The organism is Actinospica durhamensis, from assembly GCF_018139695.1.
Taxonomy (GTDB): domain Bacteria; phylum Actinomycetota; class Actinomycetes; order Streptomycetales; family Catenulisporaceae; genus Actinospica; species Actinospica durhamensis.
In genome coordinates, this window is the sequence record NZ_JAGSOG010000185.1 from 1 (window position 1) to 17,796 (window position 17,796).

At 69.6% G+C, this 17,796-nt stretch carries 18 protein-coding genes; 9 read left to right on the forward strand and 9 right to left on the reverse strand.

From position 1 onward, the window contains the following. Positions 1-149 precede the first annotated feature (149 nt). Both KDL01_RS28030 and KDL01_RS28035 read left to right on the forward strand, forming a co-directional pair. Complete coding sequence (locus tag KDL01_RS28030; protein WP_212531627.1) at positions 150-686, forward strand: DUF5709 domain-containing protein; 537 nt, start codon at positions 150-152, stop codon at positions 684-686. Positions 687-834: 148 nt separating this feature from the next. Further along, positions 835-1,248 carry a RidA family protein gene (locus KDL01_RS28035; protein WP_212531628.1) on the forward strand — a complete coding sequence of 138 codons (414 nt, stop codon included), beginning with the start codon at positions 835-837 and terminating at the stop codon, positions 1,246-1,248. Between the two features lie 632 nt (positions 1,249-1,880). On the opposite strand, the gene KDL01_RS43855 is transcribed toward KDL01_RS28035, so the two are convergent. Then, positions 1,881-2,060, reverse strand: a complete 180-nt coding sequence (locus tag KDL01_RS43855; RefSeq protein ID WP_246577110.1) for a hypothetical protein — start codon at positions 2,058-2,060, stop codon at positions 1,881-1,883. A 288-nt stretch (positions 2,061-2,348) separates the two neighbouring features. Between KDL01_RS43855 and KDL01_RS43860 the strand changes: the two genes are divergently transcribed. Beyond that, entirely contained in the window at positions 2,349-3,533 is a 1,185-nt protein-coding gene (locus KDL01_RS43860) for an SDR family NAD(P)-dependent oxidoreductase (protein WP_307846627.1), read from the forward strand. A 555-nt stretch (positions 3,534-4,088) separates the two neighbouring features. On the opposite strand, the gene KDL01_RS28045 is transcribed toward KDL01_RS43860, so the two are convergent. Beyond that, positions 4,089-5,249 (reverse strand): MGDG synthase family glycosyltransferase, encoded by a 1,161-nt coding sequence (locus KDL01_RS28045; RefSeq protein ID WP_212531630.1) that lies wholly within the window; start codon positions 5,247-5,249, stop codon positions 4,089-4,091. A gap of 140 nt (positions 5,250-5,389) precedes the next feature. Here KDL01_RS28045 and KDL01_RS28050 point away from each other — a divergent pair, with 140 nt between their 5' ends. Beyond that, positions 5,390-6,310, forward strand: a complete 921-nt coding sequence (locus KDL01_RS28050; protein WP_212531631.1) for a DMT family transporter — start codon at positions 5,390-5,392, stop codon at positions 6,308-6,310. Positions 6,311-6,367: 57 nt separating this feature from the next. Then, entirely contained in the window at positions 6,368-7,126 is a 759-nt protein-coding gene (locus tag KDL01_RS28055) for a mechanosensitive ion channel family protein (RefSeq protein ID WP_212531632.1), read from the forward strand. 40 nt (positions 7,127-7,166) lie between these two features. On the opposite strand, the gene KDL01_RS28060 is transcribed toward KDL01_RS28055, so the two are convergent. Further along, entirely contained in the window at positions 7,167-7,433 is a 267-nt protein-coding gene (locus KDL01_RS28060; RefSeq protein ID WP_212531633.1) for a DUF4235 domain-containing protein, read from the reverse strand. A gap of 650 nt (positions 7,434-8,083) precedes the next feature. On the opposite strand from KDL01_RS28060, the gene KDL01_RS28065 reads away from it, so the two are divergent. Together KDL01_RS28065 and KDL01_RS28070 are read left to right on the forward strand one after the other, a co-directional pair. Beyond that, positions 8,084-8,458: a hypothetical protein gene (locus tag KDL01_RS28065; protein ID WP_212531634.1), complete on the forward strand. Its 375-nt coding sequence runs from the start codon at positions 8,084-8,086 to the stop codon at positions 8,456-8,458. Positions 8,459-8,460: 2 nt separating this feature from the next. Next, positions 8,461-9,057: a hypothetical protein gene (locus KDL01_RS28070; protein WP_212531635.1), complete on the forward strand. Its 597-nt coding sequence runs from the start codon at positions 8,461-8,463 to the stop codon at positions 9,055-9,057. A 67-nt stretch (positions 9,058-9,124) separates the two neighbouring features. Here the strand turns inward: KDL01_RS28070 and KDL01_RS28075 are convergent, their stop codons facing one another. Together KDL01_RS28075 and ligD are read right to left on the reverse strand one after the other, a co-directional pair. Further along, positions 9,125-9,448, reverse strand: a complete 324-nt coding sequence (locus KDL01_RS28075; RefSeq protein WP_212531636.1) for a DUF3040 domain-containing protein — start codon at positions 9,446-9,448, stop codon at positions 9,125-9,127. Between the two features lie 150 nt (positions 9,449-9,598). Next, entirely contained in the window at positions 9,599-10,483 is an 885-nt protein-coding gene (gene ligD, locus KDL01_RS28080) for a non-homologous end-joining DNA ligase (RefSeq protein WP_212531637.1), read from the reverse strand. A 649-nt stretch (positions 10,484-11,132) separates the two neighbouring features. Here ligD and KDL01_RS28085 point away from each other — a divergent pair. Further along, on the forward strand, positions 11,133-11,834 hold the full coding sequence (locus tag KDL01_RS28085) for an ATP-binding protein (RefSeq protein ID WP_212531638.1): 702 nt from the start codon (positions 11,133-11,135) through the stop codon (positions 11,832-11,834). 238 nt (positions 11,835-12,072) lie between these two features. Here the strand turns inward: KDL01_RS28085 and KDL01_RS28090 are convergent, their stop codons facing one another. Beyond that, entirely contained in the window at positions 12,073-12,603 is a 531-nt protein-coding gene (locus KDL01_RS28090; RefSeq protein ID WP_212531639.1) for a hypothetical protein, read from the reverse strand. 222 nt (positions 12,604-12,825) lie between these two features. On the opposite strand from KDL01_RS28090, the gene KDL01_RS28095 reads away from it, so the two are divergent. Further along, positions 12,826-13,269 carry a hypothetical protein gene (locus tag KDL01_RS28095; protein ID WP_212531640.1) on the forward strand — a complete coding sequence of 148 codons (444 nt, stop codon included), beginning with the start codon at positions 12,826-12,828 and terminating at the stop codon, positions 13,267-13,269. 51 nt (positions 13,270-13,320) lie between these two features. On the opposite strand, the gene KDL01_RS28100 is transcribed toward KDL01_RS28095, so the two are convergent. The 3 genes from KDL01_RS28100 to KDL01_RS28110 all read right to left on the reverse strand — a co-directional run. After that, positions 13,321-15,861, reverse strand: coding sequence for an ABC transporter permease (locus KDL01_RS28100; RefSeq protein WP_212531641.1), 2,541 nt, complete (start codon positions 15,859-15,861; stop codon positions 13,321-13,323). Between the two features lie 10 nt (positions 15,862-15,871). Continuing rightward, the gene (locus KDL01_RS28105) at positions 15,872-16,642 is read right to left on the reverse strand and encodes an ABC transporter ATP-binding protein (RefSeq protein WP_212531643.1); all 771 of its coding nucleotides are present in this window, start codon (positions 16,640-16,642) and stop codon (positions 15,872-15,874) included. Positions 16,643-17,206: 564 nt separating this feature from the next. Then, positions 17,207-17,796: substrate-binding domain-containing protein (locus tag KDL01_RS28110; RefSeq protein ID WP_212531642.1), on the reverse strand; the 590-nt coding region annotated here is incomplete at its 5' end.

The window sequence follows — 17,796 nt, forward strand, 5'->3', positions numbered from 1 at the left end:
CACCCACCTACATCCCATCCACCGCCCACCCATGTCTCCGCACAGCCACCACGCGGCCCGCTTGACACCCGCACTCAGATGGCCTCCGGTCCCGCCAACCAGCCGCCTCATCCATGCATAACCAGGCCCGCACGGGATACCGAACACCCATGAGCGAGCAAGATCACCCCTCCGCCGCGGACCCGGAAACCCCCGTCGGCTCCGACCCCGGCCCGGCCGCGGACCCCGGATACCCGTCCGACGACGTCTCGATCGACGGCGCCCAGCCCGGCCTCGAGACCCAGGACGTCCCCGAGGACGAGGGCGTGCTCCAGCCCGGCGACACCCTCCTGACCGACGACCTCGAGTCCGACCCGCTCGACACCGGCATCAGCCCGCCCGAGCGCCGTCCCGCCGCCGAACGTTTCGGCGTCACCGACGCCGAAGCCCGCGAGGGCGAGAGCCTCGAGGACCGCATGGCCCAGGAGCAACCCGAGATCCCCGCCGTCGCGCCGGAAGACCAAGCGCAGCCCCGAACCGGCCGCCTCGTCGCCGCAGACGAAGGCACCCACCCCGTTGAGGAAGGCGAACCCCGCCAGTTCGCCCAAGACGTAGGCCGCGACGGCGAAGCCGCCTCCGCCGAAGAAGCCGCCGTGCACCTGGTCCCCGAAGACGAGGTAGGCGGCGACGAGGACGAAGACGCGTAGATCGAGCCGAGTCGAAAAGACCCCTGACCTCTCACCTCTGACTTCCGACATCTGACCAGTGATCTCCGTCCCGCCCTACGCCACCGCACCGTTCCCAAATTCTCCAAAGCGGTTGTGAAGCCAGTCGATCATGGATGAGGATGCTGACATGACGCAGAGCACGCACCTCACCCACATCCCCGCCCCCGACGGGATCGCCCCCGCTACCGGCTACAGTCACGTGGTCACCGCCACCGGACGGCTCGTCGCGGTGTCCGGACAGATCGCCCTTGACCAGTACGGCAACCTCGTAGGCCCCGGCGACGCCGCCGCCCAGGCGCTCCAAGTCTTCGCGAACCTCCACCGCTGCCTGACCGCGGCCGGCGCCACGTTCGACGACGTCATCAAGCTCACCTTCTTCGTCACCGACGTCGCCCACCTCCCGGCTGTGCGCAAGGCCCGAGACCAGTACGTCGACGTCGAAAACCCGCCCGCGAGCAGCGCCGTCCAGGTGGCGGCCCTGTTCCGACCGGACCTGCTGCTGGAAGTCGAAGCGCTCGCCGTCCTCCGAGCGGACGCGTAACCCCCGTCCTCCGCGTGGACACACGACCCGCAGAGATCGAAACCGAGTTGGCCCGGAGATCAGAACCGAGAACCACCAGGAGCCCTGACCAGCAGATCTGACTCCCTGAACCGAGACCCGCGGGCGCCTCGACTCGGACACCTCGAATTGGGCACCTCGACTTGTGGACACCCTGATCCGCTCGCCTTGATCGTGGCGCCCCGAACGGACCTGAGCGGCCGCAGGTTCGAAAGCCCCGTGGCAGGCTACTGTGCGGTGGCCGATGCCCGAGCAGGACCGCCGAGCCCCGGCGCCGGGCGGTCACGCAGGCGGCGAACAGGCCGACAGAGTCGTAGTCGCGCAAGGCGGCAGGAACAAGGTCGCGCGCGGAGCAGGGCTCGAGCTGAGGAGGTCTCATGGCAGTCCTGCCGCACGCCTACGGCGTGCCGAGGGACGAGTGCAGCCGGGCGGTCGCGGACCCCTCCGCGCCACCGCCCGCCCCCACCGATCTCTCTGTCGTCGCGCCCAACCACACCCACGCGCACGCCGCCGCGACCCCAACCGACGTCGCCACCACCCATTCGGGCGCGCACGGTCCGGCTGCCCCGGCTGACGCCGCAGCAATTGACCTACGCGCGCACGTCCTGGCCGCGTCAGCCGGTGCCCCCCACCAGCACGCGCACGCATTCATCTCCGCAGATGATGCCGCAGCCGCCGATGCCCGCGAGCTCACCGGCGCTGTCCCAGCTGACAGCCCAGTTGCTGAGTTCCGCGCGCACGCCCTGGCTACGTCCCATGCCCTGGCTACGTCGGCTGGTGTAGCCCATCCCCATGCGCACGCAGTCATTTCCCCAGCTGATGCGGCCGCCACCGCCGATTCTCGCGCGTTCACTGGCGCTGTCCCCGCTGTCCCCGCTGTCCCCGCTGACGCCGCGTCTGCCGACCTCCGCGTGCACTCCCTGGCTACCTCGGTCAGGGCAGCCGAGGCCCATGCTTACGCGCACGCCCTCGTCACCTCAGCAGGCAGCGCCACCACCCACACCCAAGCCCCGCACACCCTTTTCGCCCCGCGATTCCCCGCATCTGCCGCCGCGCGAGCCCTCGAGAGCGAGCACGCACACGTGCGTTCTGACGCGGACTTCCATCCCAGCGACATCACCTCGAGCTTGGCCGCCACACGCAGCCGCAGCCTTCTCGCGGAGAATGTCGTATGCCGCTGCGAACAAGCCGCCACGTACGATCCGGCCCAGGAATTCGCCCGCAGTGTCATCCACGGCCAAGATCTTGTCAGCGTCCCCAACCACAAGGACGCCCGCACCCGCAGCGATCGCCCCACTCTCAGCGACGCCCACGCCCACACGTGCAGCAGCACCCAGGCCGGCGCACCCGTTCAACCCGCTCAGTCCACCTGCAGCCAGTCCGCCCGGAGCCTCGACGTGGACCCTGACACCGACCGCGCCGTCAATTCCGTCAACCTCAGTCCTGGCGGATTGAGCCTCAGCCGTTTCGGCACCCCGACGTCCGTGCCGGCCCTCAAGCTCTACAAAGGCCCCGACCCAGGCCGTGGCGTCGCGCTCGTAACCGGCGCGTCCTCGGGCATCGGCGCCGCCATCGCCCGTGAACTCGCCGCCGAAGACCGCTGGACGTTGCTCGTCTCCGGTCGGGACCCCGATCGCGTGGACCAGATAGCACGGGAGACCGGGGCGACACCGCTGCGCTGCGACCTCGCCGCGCCCGACGGTGCCCGCCGACTCGTCAGCACCGCCGTCGACATCGCCCAGCGGATCGACCTGCTGGTGGCCTCCGCCGGCGTAGGTTGGGCCGGACCGTTCGCCACCATGCCTACCAGCGCGCTCGATCGTGTCCTGACCGTCGATCTGGCTGCGGTCATACAACTCGTCCGTTTGGCGCTTCCGCACATGCTGCTCCAGCGTCGCGGCCAACTCGTGCTGATCGGTTCGGTCGCCGGATGCCTGGGCGTCGAGGGCGAAGCCGTCTACTCCGCCGCCAAGGCAGGTCTCGGCGCGTTCGCCGACTCGCTGCGCTACGAGCTGAAGGGCACCGGCGTCCAGATGACCCACGTCATCCCCGGCGTCGTCGATACGCCCTTCTTCGCCCGCCGCGGCAAGCCCTACAGCCGGCGTCTGCCCCGCCCGATCCCCCCGGAAGACGTCGCCCGCGCCGTGCTCAAGGCCATCGGCGACGGACGCGAGGAGGTCTTCGTACCCCGCTGGTTCCGCATCCCGGTTGGCATCAGAGCCCTGGCTCCCACCGTCTACCGCCAGCTCGCCGCCCGCTTCGGCTGACGCGACTCAAGTGCGTTCGCCAAAGCGCGAAGCACTACGCCAATTGGATTACCGCGCAGCTTGGGCTGCCGCGAAGTACTACTCCAGTCGGGGGTTTGCCTTGCCCCGCATGCCAATAGCCAACGCGTCATTACGCCAGTCGGATTACCCCGCCGCGCCCGCCAGCGTTGCACTACGCCGAACGGGTTACCCCGCGTCCGCTCGTGGCTGTTTCGCTGCGCCAACCGGATTACCGCGCCTCACTCGCCAACACAGCTCCGCGTCGGCCACTACGTCAGGCGGATTAATGCTCTCTGTCGACCGGCACGTCACTGCGTCGTATAACTGTGCCAACTGCCTCGTACGACTGGGCCAACAGGGTGAGTTCGCGATGCCTGTCGCCGTCGTACGACTGCGCCATTCGAGTTCATGGCTGCTCCGATCGGGTGGCCTATGGGGTTTTCTGCGGGTAGTCGACTGTCCCCACTCGCCGGTCGCCCGTCGCCCTAACGGCCCATCGGCAGCTCACCCACCCACCTGCCGGACGCGGTCAGCCAACTCACCCGTCTGGCGTAGTCAACGCTCCGCGACCATCGCCTCGAGCGGTGCGACCACGTCCGGCTCGAGTAGGGCGCGTCCGGCGGCGATGCGGTTGCTGCGCCGCGGACCGTCGGGGACCAGGCGGTCGAGTGCTTGCACCAGTTCTGCCTCGTTCGCCGCGTAGTCGCTCAATCCGAGTTCAGCCATTCGGCGTACGCCTGCGATGCCGTGGCCGGGGATCGGGCGCCAGCCGATCACCGGGATGCCTACGGCGAGTGCTTGCAGCGCGGTCTGCCCGGCGGCGTTGTCGAGTAGGGCGGCGGAGGCGGCGAGCAGGCCGGGCATGTCCTCAACCCAACCCAGCGCCGTCGCGCCCTTCACGTGTGTGAGACGTCGGCGCAGACGCTCGTCGCGTCCGCACAGGACGATTGGGTGATAACCCGCGTGGCGTAGCGTCTCGGCCGTTCGAGTGAATCGTGTTCCCGCCCCCCATGCGCCTGCCGACAGTACGACCATCGGCCTGCCGGTGCCGGTGCCGGTGCCGGTGCCAGTGCCGCCCATGCCGCCAGAGCCCCCGGCACCTCCACTCTGGCCGCTCCGGCCGCCCTCGGCGAACCGCTCGTGCCAGCGCTGCTCGCCGGGCGGGTGGGGGTGGAAGCTCTCCGGCACCAGCGGGCCGTACACGGCGCTCGGTCGGCCCAGGGCGTGGCGCGCCTCCTGGGCTGCGGGGCCGGTCAGGCATAGGTTGAGGTCATTACCTGGCTGTAGCCACTGCCGGTGCACGGCGAAATCGGTGACGAGCGCCGCGCTCGGCACCGCGAGCCGGCCGCGGGCCCGCGCCCGGCCGGTGAGCTGGGCGGCGAGGTGGAAGAGCGAGACCACCGCGTCGGCGCGGCTGTGAGCTACGGCGTCGAGCAGGCGGCCCTCGGCGAGCGCGGCGAGCGGTGTGCTGCCCGGTCGCGGCCCGTCGCCGGGCTGGAAGAAGGCCGAGTAGATGCCGGAGTAGACGAACGGGGCGCGGCGGATGACCAGATGGTAGAAGCCGCGCAGGCCGGCACCGATCGGCCCGGGCAACAGGCGCAGCACGTCCAACTCCACGCTCTCGTGTCCGGCCGCGTTCAGGCGTCGGGCCAGTTCCGCACAGGCCGCGTCGTGCCCGGCACCCATGCTCGCGCTCAGCAGCAGGAATCGACTCACCTGCGCCCACCCGTCGACGCGAGGCGGCGTCCGGTTCGCGGCATGGTGACCACCTCGTCTGGTCTCGTCGGGCGTCGGTGGGTCGGGAGCCCGCACGCGGCGGGTGACCAGCTTCGCATGATCATGACGACGGGTCAGGGATGAACGCGCTCACCGTCCTGATGGCTTTGCTCTCCGCGATGTCGAACGCGGCGGCCACCGTGCTCCAGCGTCGTGCGTCGGTCGGGCTCAGGCCCCTGCCCGGCTCCGGCCCGCTGGTGATCACGGAGCGACTGCTCCAGCCGCTCGCGCGCCTCGGCTGGTGGGGCGGGGCTGTGGCGACCGGCGTATCAGCCATTTGCCAGGTGATCGCGCTCGACGCCGGTCGGCTTTCGGTGGTGCAGCCGCTGCTCGCGACCGAGTTGCTGTTCGCGCTGCTCATCGGCGCCCTCGTATTCCGCCGTCGGCCCAGCCCTGCGCTCTGGCGGGCGTTCCTGATGCTTGCCTTCGGGCTCGCGATCTTCCTGCTCGCCGCCTCGCCCTCGGGCGGCGGTAACGATGCGTCAGGTGCGCGCTGGCTCGCCGTGGGCGGCGCGGTGGCAGGGTTCGTGGTGGTGCTGGTACTGGTGGCGCTGCACCTGCGCGGCCTTGCGCGCGCAGCGGTCCTCGGTACCGCCACCGCAGCCTGTTTCGCGACTACCGCCGCGCTCATCAAGGAGGTCACCGGCCGTTTCCCCGACGGCGCTGGGGCGGTTCTGACGACCTGGTACACGTACGTCGCCGCGGCAGTCGGCCTTCTCAGTGTGGTGCTGTTGCAGTGGACGCTGCGGACCGGAAGCCTGACCGGGTCTCAGCCCGCCTTGACGCTCGGTGACGCGCTGATCAGCGTCGCGCTCGGCGCCCTGCTGTTCGGGGAGCGGATCGCGCTGGGCTGGCACATCGTCTTCGAGGTACTCGGCGTCGTGCTGATGGCCGTCGGCGTCCTCGGCTTGACCGGTGTGCATCACGCCTTGGCCGGGGCGGCCGAGTGGGACGAGACGACGCCGTCCACTCGGCTGAACGGTTCTGGGCTGAACGGGTGATGATCACAACGTCGCCGCGGCCGTTTGAGCCCGCGACGCCACGGTTAACCGAAGGCGATGGATAACGAGAATGAGATCACCGCCACGCACGCCCGCGTGGACGGGGGCCTGATCATCCCGGCCGGCCGGCGGCCCGAAGATGCCAAGCCAGGGCCCCCGTCCGCGTTTCGACAGCCGAGCCTCCGTGTCCGGGCAGGAACCTCGCTGCGCCGTCTGCTGTTGCGGCGTGCCGTGTTCGCCAGCGCCCTCGCCCTTGCCGCGCTCATCGTGTCCTATCACTACGGCGGCTTCCTCAGCGCCGGCAAACACGCGGAACTGCGGCAGGCGCTCGCGATCAGCAGCGCGATCGTCTTCTTGGCCACCGCCGTCGTCGCCGTACGCTCGGCCACGGACGACGTCGTCGGCCTCATCCACATCCCGGGCCGGCTCGGCGACGCGCGCGCGAGCACCTTGCGCCTGGTGTGCCTGCTGTCGGGATACGTCGTCGTGATCCTGTGCGCACTCGCCCTGGTCCACGTCCCGGTCCAGCGCCTGCTGCTCGGTGGCGTATTCACCGGTGTCATCCTCGGCATTGCTGCGCAGCAGGCGCTCGCGAATCTGTTCGCCGGGATCATGCTCCTGTTCGCCCGGCCGTTCACCATCGGCGACGAGTTGACCATACGCTCGGGTGCGCTCGGCGGCCCGGTCATCGGCAGGGTCACCGGGATGACGCTGACGTACGTCACCGTCGTGACCAAGGCCGGGCCGGTCCTGCTGCCGAACAGCGCCGTGCTCGCAGCGGCGGTCGGCCCGGCGACCGCCTGGCCGCTGGAGTGACCGGCGTCGGAGCCGTGTGGGCCGCGTCCGCCGCCGAGGACTACTTGTGCTTGTGCGACCGGGACTCTTCCTGCACGGCCGGCTCCCGGCGCACCGTGGCGCGGTCGACGACTGCGTGGATGACCGCGAAGACCGCGCCCTGGAGTGCGGCGGCAAGAAGCACCGCCCGCCAGGACCGGCTCGAGTCCAAAGCCTTGGGTACGTCCCGACCGGCGTCGACGCGACGCCACACCGACCGGAAGGCCACGCCGCCTGCCGCCCCGGCCGCCATACCGACCGGCTTCGCGACGAGTTGTCGTCCGTTCACGCTGCCTCCTTCTCCCAGCCGCACTCGGGGTGCATCCCCACCATCCGACCGTGAGGTCTCCCGGCGCTCGTCGCAACTCCCACCGCCTCATCCGGCTGCCCAATCGGACAAACGGGTGAGTGGGGGAGGTTTGGCTCCGCCGAACGAGGGCAGCCGGCGCCACCGTTTGCCGAACACCCAAAGAAGGTCGCCGGAATCGTGGTCCGAGCGCGCGGATCGAGGCGAGGCTGGCCGAACAGGAGCCGGACGGCCGTTATCAGGGCACTTGCGAGGACGGATCGATGTGTTGACTCTCGCTCGCGGCGCTCAAGATCGACGCCATCGACTTCTTCCAGAGCTCCTTCGCCGTCCTGGACGGCGACCGGCGTGACCGGCTGATCCTTTACGTGCGCGACCTCGGCTCGAAGCGGTGGCACGAGATGCCCGCCATGCGGGGGTGGAATCTATGGACCCGTTATGTGTGTACGTCCTTTTACTCCCACTCGTTCGCCTGGAACGGCCTCGAGTTCCGGGTCTGACAGGGACGTCTGCGGTGTCGGCCGTGGGTGCGTGGGTGCGTGGGTGCGTGGGTGCGAACCGGATAGTTCGGCCTGACGGCGCATCACTCCGCAGGGGCGGGGCACCCGGGCGTGAGTGGAAAGGAGACGAGCATGTCGATCGGTGCGAACGTCTCGGTCGTCACGGCAGGCGCCATACTCGCCTTCGCAGTGCGCGTGCGCACGGAAGTGGTGAGTGTCCACGCGGTGGGCGCCGTGCTGATGGCCGTGGGCGTCATCGGACTCATGCTGCAGCTCAGGGCACTGGCTCGGCAGCGGCAGTTGACGTCCGTTCAGGTACGACAGCCGATGGAAGGGGTGCTGGTACGCCCCTCCGGCCCGGCGCAATCGGCGTACCCGGCCTATTCGGCCTATCCGGAACAGCCGGCGCAGGCGCCGTACACCATCCCCGGTACGACCGCGGACCCGCTGCCGCCCGGGGAATCCCCGTACCGGTCCGCCCCCGAGTACGGCGGAAACGAGTGGTGACGATGACACATCGAACCAGCTTCGCCGGTGCTCTGGTGACCATGGCGATCGGCGCCGTCCTGGCCTTCGCCGTGCAGAGTTCGCCGAAGTACCTGGATCTGCGGACCGCCGGAGTGATCCTCATGCTCGGCGCCGCCGCCGACCTTCTCATCAGGACCCTGATTGCGGACAGCCCGTTGCTGGGCCGCGAGAGCGCCGAGGTCGCGGCCGTGCTCGAGCCGATCGGTGAACCGGTCCTCGACGCCGCCGGCAACCCGGTCATCGTGCCGAACCCGGCCTCATCCCCGATCGGCCCGCCGCTGGTCGGCCCTGCGCCGGGAACCGTGCCGCAGGGACACGCCGTGCCGCCGGGCAACACTGTTCCCCCGGGACATCTTGGCGACACGCTCGTCGTCACCGAGGAGCCGTACCCGACGGTGCCGGGCGCCGCATCGCCAGGAGATCAGACGGCGGCGATGCCGGTCGCGCCGTCCACGCCGCGTACATCGGGCCCTGACTCTCCCGCTGCGGTGACCACCCTCGCCGGCCGTCCGGTCCGGCCGCGGTCGGACATGGTCTCCGAGCAACGACGTAGGTGGCGGTACAACGGGGACGATTGAGCGGCGCCCCGGTGGGCCGCCGAGTTCATCAGTGCGTTCGCCGTCCGGACCGGCCGCCTGCTCGTCGTCACATGGCGAATTCGCCGCCGCGCCCTCGCCGGTGCGCCCGTACGTGCACCACGGCGAGGGTGATCGCCACGACCGTGGCCACGAGCGCGATCCACAGCCAGACCCCCGGCCCTCTCGACTCGTCGGCGCAGACCAGCGCGACCCACGCGGCGAACGCCGCCATCACCGTCACGCGCCGCCCGCCTCGACTCGACCGTGCCAGCATTGGCCGGCCGAGTCGGCGGTGCCGGCGCGTGTACCGTCGCGACCAGCGCGGGTCATCCTGCTTCAGGTCCCGCTCGATAAGGGTGATGATCCGCTTGTCCTGTGCCGACAGGGTCATGGCCCGCCTCCCAGATCAGCCGTGCTGGTGGAACAGGATGCGCAGATACCCCGTCCCCCGCGCGACATGCGGGAGAGCGGGGCTTTCAGACACCCACCCAGTTCCCCCGCACCCTCGTGGCTCTGCACGCGCGGCAATGGGGGACCGGTGTCAGGCCGCCAGGAGACTGTCAACACGGCGGCGGGCCGAGGTCAGTGACGTCGCGGGCTCCGGCATCACATGCCAGGGGTCGGATTCGGCGGTCCGACCACCCATGCTGCGCAGAGTGAACCGCGACGGCGTGAGCGTCTCGTCCTCGACCTCACTCCAGTCCAACGGCGTGGCCACGCGCGCGTCCGGCGTCGCGCGGACCGTGTATGGAGCGACGACGAGCTGCGCGTACGCGTTTCGGGAGACGTCGAGGAAGAGTCGGTCGCCGCGCTTGGCCTTGCGTACCTCGCTCGTATAGCGGTCGGGCTCTCTGCTCTCCAGGATCGCGCAGATGTCGCGGGCGAATTCGCGCAGTTCGTCGGCATCGTAGCGGCGCTCGATCGGGACGCCTACGTGCAGGCCGCGACCGCCCGTCGTCTTGACCACGCACGGCAGCCCGAGTTCGGTGAGCAGTTCCCGCAGCGCCAGCGCGGCGTGCCGGGCCTCCTCGAACTCGTGCGGCGGGTCGAGGTCGAACAGCAGTTGGTCCGGGCGTTCGGGCCGGTCGACGCGGGAGAGCCAGGTGTGCAGCGTGACCGCCGCCTGGTTGGCGAGAAAGGCGAGCGTCTGCTCGTCCTGGCACAGCACATGCGAGATCTCGCCGTCCTCCTTGGAAACGGTGACCTGCTTGACCCAGGACGGCAGGTGGGTGGGCGCCGCCTGCTGGAAGAACGAGGGCTTGTCGATCCCGTTGGGGTACCGCGCCATCGCCAGCGGCCGGTCCTGCAGGTGCGGCAGCATCCGCTCGGCCACGGACCGGTAGTACTCGATCAGCTCGCCCTTGGTGATCGCATCCTTGGGGAAAAGCACTTTGTCCAGGTGGGAGAACTTGATCGCGCTCGGCATCGGTCGGCCCCTTCCTCGCCCGTCGCGCCTCGCGGGCGCTTATCACGGTGCCCGTTTCACGTCGCGGTATTCGCTCCTTGAGCCGAAGACGCGGAGCACGTCGGCGCCATGCGGTGCGCGATTCACCCGTAAGGATGCGAATGACCGCCGTGATGCTGGGTACCCCGGGACCCGCCAACGGTCGATGCGAAGACCATGAGGATGGGCCGAAGGCCCGATCGGCCGACAGCGCGACACACGTCCGGGTGAACCGTGCGGGTCGACCGGTCCGTGACGGGTGCCAGTGAGATCTTCGTATCTTCGGTTGAGCGCACATCACGGAGAACGTGATCGCGGCGACGGCAATGGCAGCCGCCGCCGCGATCACGCACGTCCGCGAGCAGGTGGGAAAGGGAACGGCATGTCGACGGATGGGGAGGCGCTGATGGAGGGGAGTGGAGCACTGGTGGATACGGGCGAAGTGGAGACGGCCTCTGCCGGGGCGGCCGCAATCGCGGAGGGTGGAGTGCGCGAAGCGGAGGGGATGAAAGGGGGGAAGGGGATGGATCGGCGCACAGTCTCGGCGGGAGGTTCTGCGGCGAGTTCTGCCGCGAGCGTGATCGACGCGATGGGTATGAGGGGCTCAGCGGGCGTGACAGAAGTAACGGGCATGGCGGATGTGATGGATGCGGCTTACGTCATGGATGTGGCGGCAATGGCGGACGTGGCGGGAACAGCGCATATCAGGGATGCGGTGGGCATGGCGGACACGGCGGGAGTAGCGGAAATGGCGGACACGGGCGGCCTGACGTGCGCGGATGAGGCGCAGGTGCGCGTGCCCGCCCACCCAGGTGAGGAGTTGGCGGTGCCTGTGGCGAATGTGAGCTGGCACGCCTCGGGGTCGGTAGGGTCGGCCGGGAGCGCGGTGGCAGCGGGGAGCGTGGATGGCGGGATCGCGCAGGAACGTATGGCCAAGCTGAGCATTCCGCTGGACGAGGAGTGCCTCGCGCTGGCCCGGGTGACTGCGGCGCACGTGGCTTTGTTGGTGGGCCTGCCCGCCGATCGTGCGGCTGACCTGCGCCTTGCCGTCGATGAAGCATGCTCGCTGTTCCTCGCGCAGCGGCCGACGCCGGATGACACCTGCACGTGGTGGACGGCAGGCGATCTGGAGTTGGATTTCGCACGGCATGGCATGCGGCTGCACGTCACCGTGCGTGGCCCGGCGCGGTACGAGTTCGACCGGGACGACGTCGGTTGGTACCTGCTCGAGGCGATGGTCGGCGAGGTGCGCGCGGACTTCCGCCCAGGTCGGGCCACGGTGACGCTCGTGGAGCCCGTTCCGGACCGGATCGACTGGGGCGGCCTGGACTGAGGTCGAGGCGTAAAGGCAGACGTTGAAGTCTTGTCATCGGTCGAGACGGTCGCGGCTGCTGAGGTGAGAGTCGCGGACAGGCGAGTCGCCGAAGCGTGGGCTCGCTGCTGTCGCAACCGAGGGTTCACTGGGTCTGTCTCTGCCTCGCTCCCGCGGACGGGACGGGCGGAAGTCGGGCGGTTGTCGATACGGATCGGGGCTCACGGCGGATCACGGGATCACTGGGATCACGCGGGGATCACTGGTCGGGCGATGGTGGGAGCACGCCCATGGCGGCGTGGCGGGCGGCTTCGACGCAGGCGGCGTTGACGCGGCGGCGGACTTCGCGGGCGCAGCGGGCGCGTGCGAGAGCGTCGAGTTGCTGCTGCGCGAACACGAGGACTTCGCCGCAGAGCTTTTTGTTCTCGGAGTAGGAGAGCTCGACTTGTTCGAGCAGGTGCAGGGCGCGAGTGAGCAGGCCCGACGTGAGCGCGGTCGAGGCCGCCGCATCCGCCGCATCCGCCGCTGCGTCTGCTGCGTCGGACCCGGGCTGGAGCGGTGAGGCCAAGGCCGCGTCGCGAGCTTCGCGGACGTGGGCGGTGGCAGCTTGATGCGCGGCGCGGGACGAGGCCATGAGTTGGGCCGCGTTCGTGCCCAGCGTCTCGAGGCGCTCGAGCCATGCGTCGCACACGATGCGTTCGGCGGCGTCGACGACTTCGTGCTCGGCGTGGGCACGCACAATGCGTGCGTATTGTGCTTCGAGCGCGCGGCGCTGATTGCTCCCGTCCAAGGTCACCGTCCTTTGTCCGCCGGGTCGAGCCGGCCTGGGCGCGGCGGTGGCCGCGCGAAAGTGGGGTTGGTACCCGGGGTGCCGCCCGATAACCGCGCTCGACGGCGAGAGCGCCCGAACGGCTGACGCCACAGGGTGATCTGAGCGGTGAAACGAGCCGTTTCGGGTAAATGGTTGATCTCGTGAACCTGACCTACAGGACGCCCGAACCTGATGAAGGAGGTGGGCGCGATGGGGCACGGCATCGATTTCGGTGAAGAGCTCGCTGCCAACCATCGGCAGATCCGCTCGGCCGCCACCATTCCGACGGACGCCGCCTGCCTCGGCCAGACACTGCGGCGGCATGTGCAGTTGCTGCGTCGGCACGTTCTGCCCGCGGTGACCAACGGCGTCCCCGGCGGCGCCCAGGTCGCCGGGTCGGACGAGGTGGTCCTCAGCCGGATCGAGCGCGAGCTCGGCGAAGGCAGCGTGGCGAAGCGCCCGTCAGAGCACGTCCGCGGTCGGCGGGGACGGCGAGAGGTCCAGCAGCCCTCCGCGCTGCTGGACCTGGTCGAGGTTCAGCTCGACTGGGAGGACCGGGTCTTGCTCCCGCTCCTCGAAGCGGAGGCGACCTGGATCGTGCTCGAGGATCTGGCGGATCATGCCCGGCTCGCGCGGCAGAGGTGACGCGCGAGCCGGGCATGGTCCTAGTCGGGTCCTGGTCGGACCCTGATCCGGTCAGTCGGTGGCGATCGCTCGCAGCACCTTCATGCGCGAGGCGCGCAGAGCCGGCAACAGCGCGGCGAGCAGGCCGACGACGCCCGCCCCGACCAGGACGGCCACGATCGTCGGCCACGGGATCGACAGGACGTCGAGCCCGGCCGTGGCCATCAGACGCTGGGCACTGATACCCCAGCCCATGCCCAGACCGAGGCCGAGTATCGCGCCGAACAGGGCGATCAGCACCGACTCCAGTCGGATCATCCGACGCAGCGAGCGGCGGCTGAGGCCGATCGCGCGCAGCAGACCGATCTCGCGGGTGCGCTCGACCACGGACAGAGCCAGGGTGTTGATGACGCCGAGGATGGCGACCACGATCGCGAGCCCGAGCAGGCCGTAGACGAGGTCGAGCAGCTGGGCCACCTCGTTGTGCAGCAGCGCCTTGTAGTCGGCCTGGTTCTTCACGTCCAGCTGCGGATAGCCGGCGAGCCGGTCCTGCAGCTGCTTGTACGTGGCGTCGGCCTGCCCCGGATCGGCCTTGGCGAAGAGCATGAAGTCGATCGGCTGTTCGGCTGCGGGCAGCGACGCGTCCAGCGTCTGGAGGCTGACATAGGAGGAACCCTTGTTGAAGACGGTGTCCTCGCTGGTGATCGCGACCACCGGCAGGTCCGTCGCGGATCCGCCGGTGAAGGTCACCGGGACGGATTCACCCAGCCGGATGTGCTGAGCGGTCGCCAGATCCTGGGGGATCGCGATGCCGTCGCCGCTGTAGACCCGGGCCATGTCGCCCGAGACCGTCTTGACGGTGAAGTCCTGGGGCATCGTTGAACTCGAGGCGAAGAAGTCCGCCTGCGCCGCCGTGCTGCCGACCTTCGCCGTGATGTCCTTGTTCTCGGTCACGTGGGCCAGTCCGGGGGTCGCCTTGGCGGCGGCGAGCGCCTGCGGGGTCACGCCCAGATCGCCGTTCGCGGTGATGATGAAGTCCGCGCCGACCGAGCTGTCGAGCTGTGCGGAGGCCGAGGCGAGCAGCGAGGAGCTGACCACCGACAGGCCCGCGACCAGCGACAGGCCGATCATCAGCGCGGCCGCCGTCGCTCCGGTGCGGCGGGGGTTGCGCAGCGCGTTGCGCTTCGCCAGCAGGCCCACCGGGCCGAATAGGCGGGGTATCGCGAGGCCGAGCACCCGGATCACGCCGGAGGCCAGCAGGGGGCCGATGAGCACCTCTCCGACGAGCGTTGCGAGCACTCCGAGCCCGAGCATCGCGCCGCCTGTCCCGCCGGACGAGTTCGCCGCGGCGACCAGTGCCGCCGCGCCGCCTCCGGCGACGACCAGGCCGATCGCGCTGCGGACGCGGGAGGCACGACGGTCCTCGGGCATGCCCGCGTCTCGCAGCGCCGCCATCGGCGAGATCCGTGCCGCCCGCCGCGCCGGACCCCAGGCCGCGATGAGCGTGACGATGATGCCCACGGCGTACCCGGCGATCGGAGTGGACAGCTCCAGGGCCAGGTGGCCCGCCGGCATGTTCAGCCCCGCGCCGCGCATCAGCACGATGAGGCCTGCGGCGAGCCCGTACCCGGCCCCGATGCCGAGTGTGGAGCCGATCACGCCGAGCAGGAACGCCTCCGTCCGCACCGAGCGGTTGACCTGCTTGCGGCTCGCTCCGAGCGCCCGCAGCAGACCGAGTTCGCGCGTGCGCTGGGCGACGAGCATCTGGAACGTGTTGACGATCAGGAAGGCGCCCACCAGCAGGGCGATTCCGGCGAAGCCGAGCAGCGCGACGCGCAGCACGGAGACGAAGCCGAGGCCGCTGAGGTTCGACGAGGTCTCCTCGGCCGCGGTCTTCACGTCGTAGTGGCCGCCGATCGCGGTCAGCACGTTCGCCTTGAGCTGGTCATCGCTCGTACCGTGTGCCGCCGTGAGGTCGACGCTGGTGAAGACGCCCGTCTTGCCCAACAGGTCGGCCTGCGCGGTCGGGGTGTCGAAGTAGACGAACGCGGAGCCGGGGTTGAGCGTCTTGAACTGCGAGAGGCCGACGATCTTGACCGTGAAGGTACCCGGCCCGGCTACCACCTTGAGCTCGTCGCCGATGACGAGGCGCTGGTGGGACGCGGTGTCGGCATCGAGTACGGCCTCACCCTGTCCCTGCGGAGCGTGCCCCGAGGAGAGGGAGGTGGAGGTGCCGTTCGGGTCCCAGTTCGTCCCCACGGTCGGCGAACCGCCCGAGGAGCTGAGCTGGTGCCCCTGCGCGTCGGTGACCACGAGCTGCTCGGTGGAGACCTCGCCGCGTACGGACGCGGCGCCCGGCACCGTGGCCAGCCGGCTGACCAGGCTTGCCGGAACAGTCGGATCCGAGGCCGAGACCTCCTGGTTCTGCGCGGCCGTCTGACTGACCGTCACGTCCGCGGAGGTGCTCGCGAACATCTGGTCGAACGTGCGGTTGATGGTGTCGGTGAACAGCAGTGTCCCGGTGACGAAGCCGACCGAGAGCACGACCACGAGCAGGGTCAGGGCCAGGCGGCCCTTGTGGGCGAAGAAGTTCCGCCAGGTCGCCTTGAACATCTCGTCCCCCTCAGCTCTCGCGACGGCCGTCGAAGCGGCGCATCCGGTCTAGTACGGCCTCGGCGGTCGGCGCGCTCATCTCCTCGACGATGCGTCCGTCCGCGAGGAAGAGCACGCGATCCGCGTACGCGGCGGCGACCGGGTCATGGGTGACCATGACCATGGTCTGCTTGAGTTCGTCCACCGAGCGGCGCAGGAAGCCGAGCACCTCGGCCCCCGCGCGCGAGTCGAGGTTGCCGGTCGGCTCGTCGCCGAAAATGATCTCCGGTCGCGACGCCAGTGCCCGCGCCACCGCGACCCGCTGCTGCTGCCCGCCGGACAGCTGCGTCGGCCGGTGCTTGAGCCGGTCGGCGAGGCCCACCGTCTCGATGACCCGGTCGAGCCAGGCCTGGTCCGGCCGCCGCCCCGCGATGTCCATCGGCAGCGTGATGTTCTCGAGGGCGTTGAGCGTCGGCAGCAGGTTGAAGGACTGGAAGATGAACCCGATCCGGTCACGCCGCAGCCGGGTGAGGGCCTTGTCCTTCATCGCGCTGAGTTCGGCGTCGCCGACGAAGATCTTGCCGGAGCTGACCTGGTCCAATCCGGCCAGGCAGTGCATGAGCGTGGACTTCCCCGAACCTGACGGCCCCATGATCGCGGTGAACCGGGCGCGCTCGATCTCGACGTCCACCGCGTCGAGCGCCGTGACCCGGGTTTCCCCCGAACCGTAGGCCTTGACGACCCGTTCAGCCCGCGCCGCCACGGGCGAACGGTGGTCGACCAGGGACGCGGAGGTGGGCATGGACGTGGGAATGGGCATGGACATGGCAAATCTCGTCTCGTCGTAAGCCAGAACGGTGACTGACTACGAGCCTTCCAGCCGGGCCTGCCTGAGTCAGTGGTGTGACCAGGCCAGTCGGAGGTGGGGTTAGCCCTACCCCCGTGGGGGCTGTAGGGACACCCGGGGGCGTCAGTGGTCTGCTTAACAGGCAGGTATTCGGCGCACTGGGACATGCCTTCTTCTCCTTGAGGTGTAGTCGGCGATGTTGCGGAAATCCTTGTGGGCGGCCAATCACATCTTCGTGTGAGCCGCCATCAGTTGGAACGTGAATCAGATGTAAAAGGTTGAGTGCATTCACCGACGAATTTCGCGGAAGTGCGATTCAGTGGGCCGGCGCAAGCGTGCAAGCCTTAGGCAAACGTTTGCGTCCACGGCTGTCTTCGGGCATATGCAGGCAGCCGAGCTCGCCGGCGCTGCTCGCCGAGACCTATGCTCGGCGTCGTCGAAGTGCTTGAGCGCAGGTCAACGGGGCCACTGGGTCGACGAGGTCGGCGGCGAGGAACGTCCCCGCAGCAGCCTCCTCGGTCACTCCGGCTCGCCGTCGCCGGTCGAGGCGCGGATGGACAGGCGGCACGGGTGCAGATGCACTCCCTGCTGCGGTTCGCCCGCGATGGCGGCGAGCAGCAGGTTGGCCGCGTCCCGGCCGAGGCCCTCGAGGTCCATGTCCACGCTGGTCAGCGGCGGCCGTGTGGCGGCGGTCATGACGTCCCAGTTGTCGAATCCGACCACTGCGACGTCGCGCGGCACTCGTCTTCCTGCTTCGCGCAGGCCGTCGGTGAGGCCGCGGGCGATTTGGTCGCTGGCGCAGAAGACGGCGTCGATGTCGGGGTTGCGGCGTAGCAGGATGCGTGCGGCCTGGCGGCCCCAGGCTTCGCTCCATTCGCCGTAGAGCGGTTCGATCGCCGGGGCGAGGCCGTCGGCGGTGAGCGCGGCTACCGCGCCGTCCACCCTGGCGCGGGCGGAGTGGTGGCGTTCCGGGCCCGCCACCAGGGCCAGTCGTTCCCTGCCGATGTCGCGTAGGTGGCGTACCGCGCGGGCGGCTCCGTCGGTTTCGTCGGGGACGATGGAGCAGTCGGTGGGGTCGGTGGAGGGCATGAAGGCGTAGACGACGGGGA

Bases quoted from the DNA above. Each gene is read 5' to 3' on its own strand.
- KDL01_RS28055 (WP_212531632.1), top strand. From the start codon at position 6,368: ATGGATAACGAGAATGAGATCACCGCCACGCACGCCCGCGTGGACGGG.
- KDL01_RS28065 (WP_212531634.1), top strand. From the start codon at position 8,084: ATGTCGATCGGTGCGAACGTCTCGGTCGTCACGGCAGGCGCCATACTC.
- KDL01_RS43855 (WP_246577110.1), bottom strand. From the start codon at position 2,060: ATGGGGATGGGCTACACCAGCCGACGTAGCCAGGGCATGGGACGTAGC.
- ligD (WP_212531637.1), bottom strand. From the start codon at position 10,483: ATGCCGAGCGCGATCAAGTTCTCCCACCTGGACAAAGTGCTTTTCCCC.
- KDL01_RS28100 (WP_212531641.1), bottom strand. From the start codon at position 15,861: ATGTTCAAGGCGACCTGGCGGAACTTCTTCGCCCACAAGGGCCGCCTG.
- KDL01_RS28030 (WP_212531627.1), top strand. From the start codon at position 150: ATGAGCGAGCAAGATCACCCCTCCGCCGCGGACCCGGAAACCCCCGTC.
- KDL01_RS28085 (WP_212531638.1), top strand. From the start codon at position 11,133: ATGGCGGATGTGATGGATGCGGCTTACGTCATGGATGTGGCGGCAATG.
- KDL01_RS28105 (WP_212531643.1), bottom strand. From the start codon at position 16,642: ATGCCCACCTCCGCGTCCCTGGTCGACCACCGTTCGCCCGTGGCGGCG.
- KDL01_RS28070 (WP_212531635.1), top strand. From the start codon at position 8,461: ATGACACATCGAACCAGCTTCGCCGGTGCTCTGGTGACCATGGCGATC.
- KDL01_RS28075 (WP_212531636.1), bottom strand. From the start codon at position 9,448: ATGACCCTGTCGGCACAGGACAAGCGGATCATCACCCTTATCGAGCGG.
- KDL01_RS28035 (WP_212531628.1), top strand. From the start codon at position 835: ATGACGCAGAGCACGCACCTCACCCACATCCCCGCCCCCGACGGGATC.
- KDL01_RS28050 (WP_212531631.1), top strand. From the start codon at position 5,390: ATGAACGCGCTCACCGTCCTGATGGCTTTGCTCTCCGCGATGTCGAAC.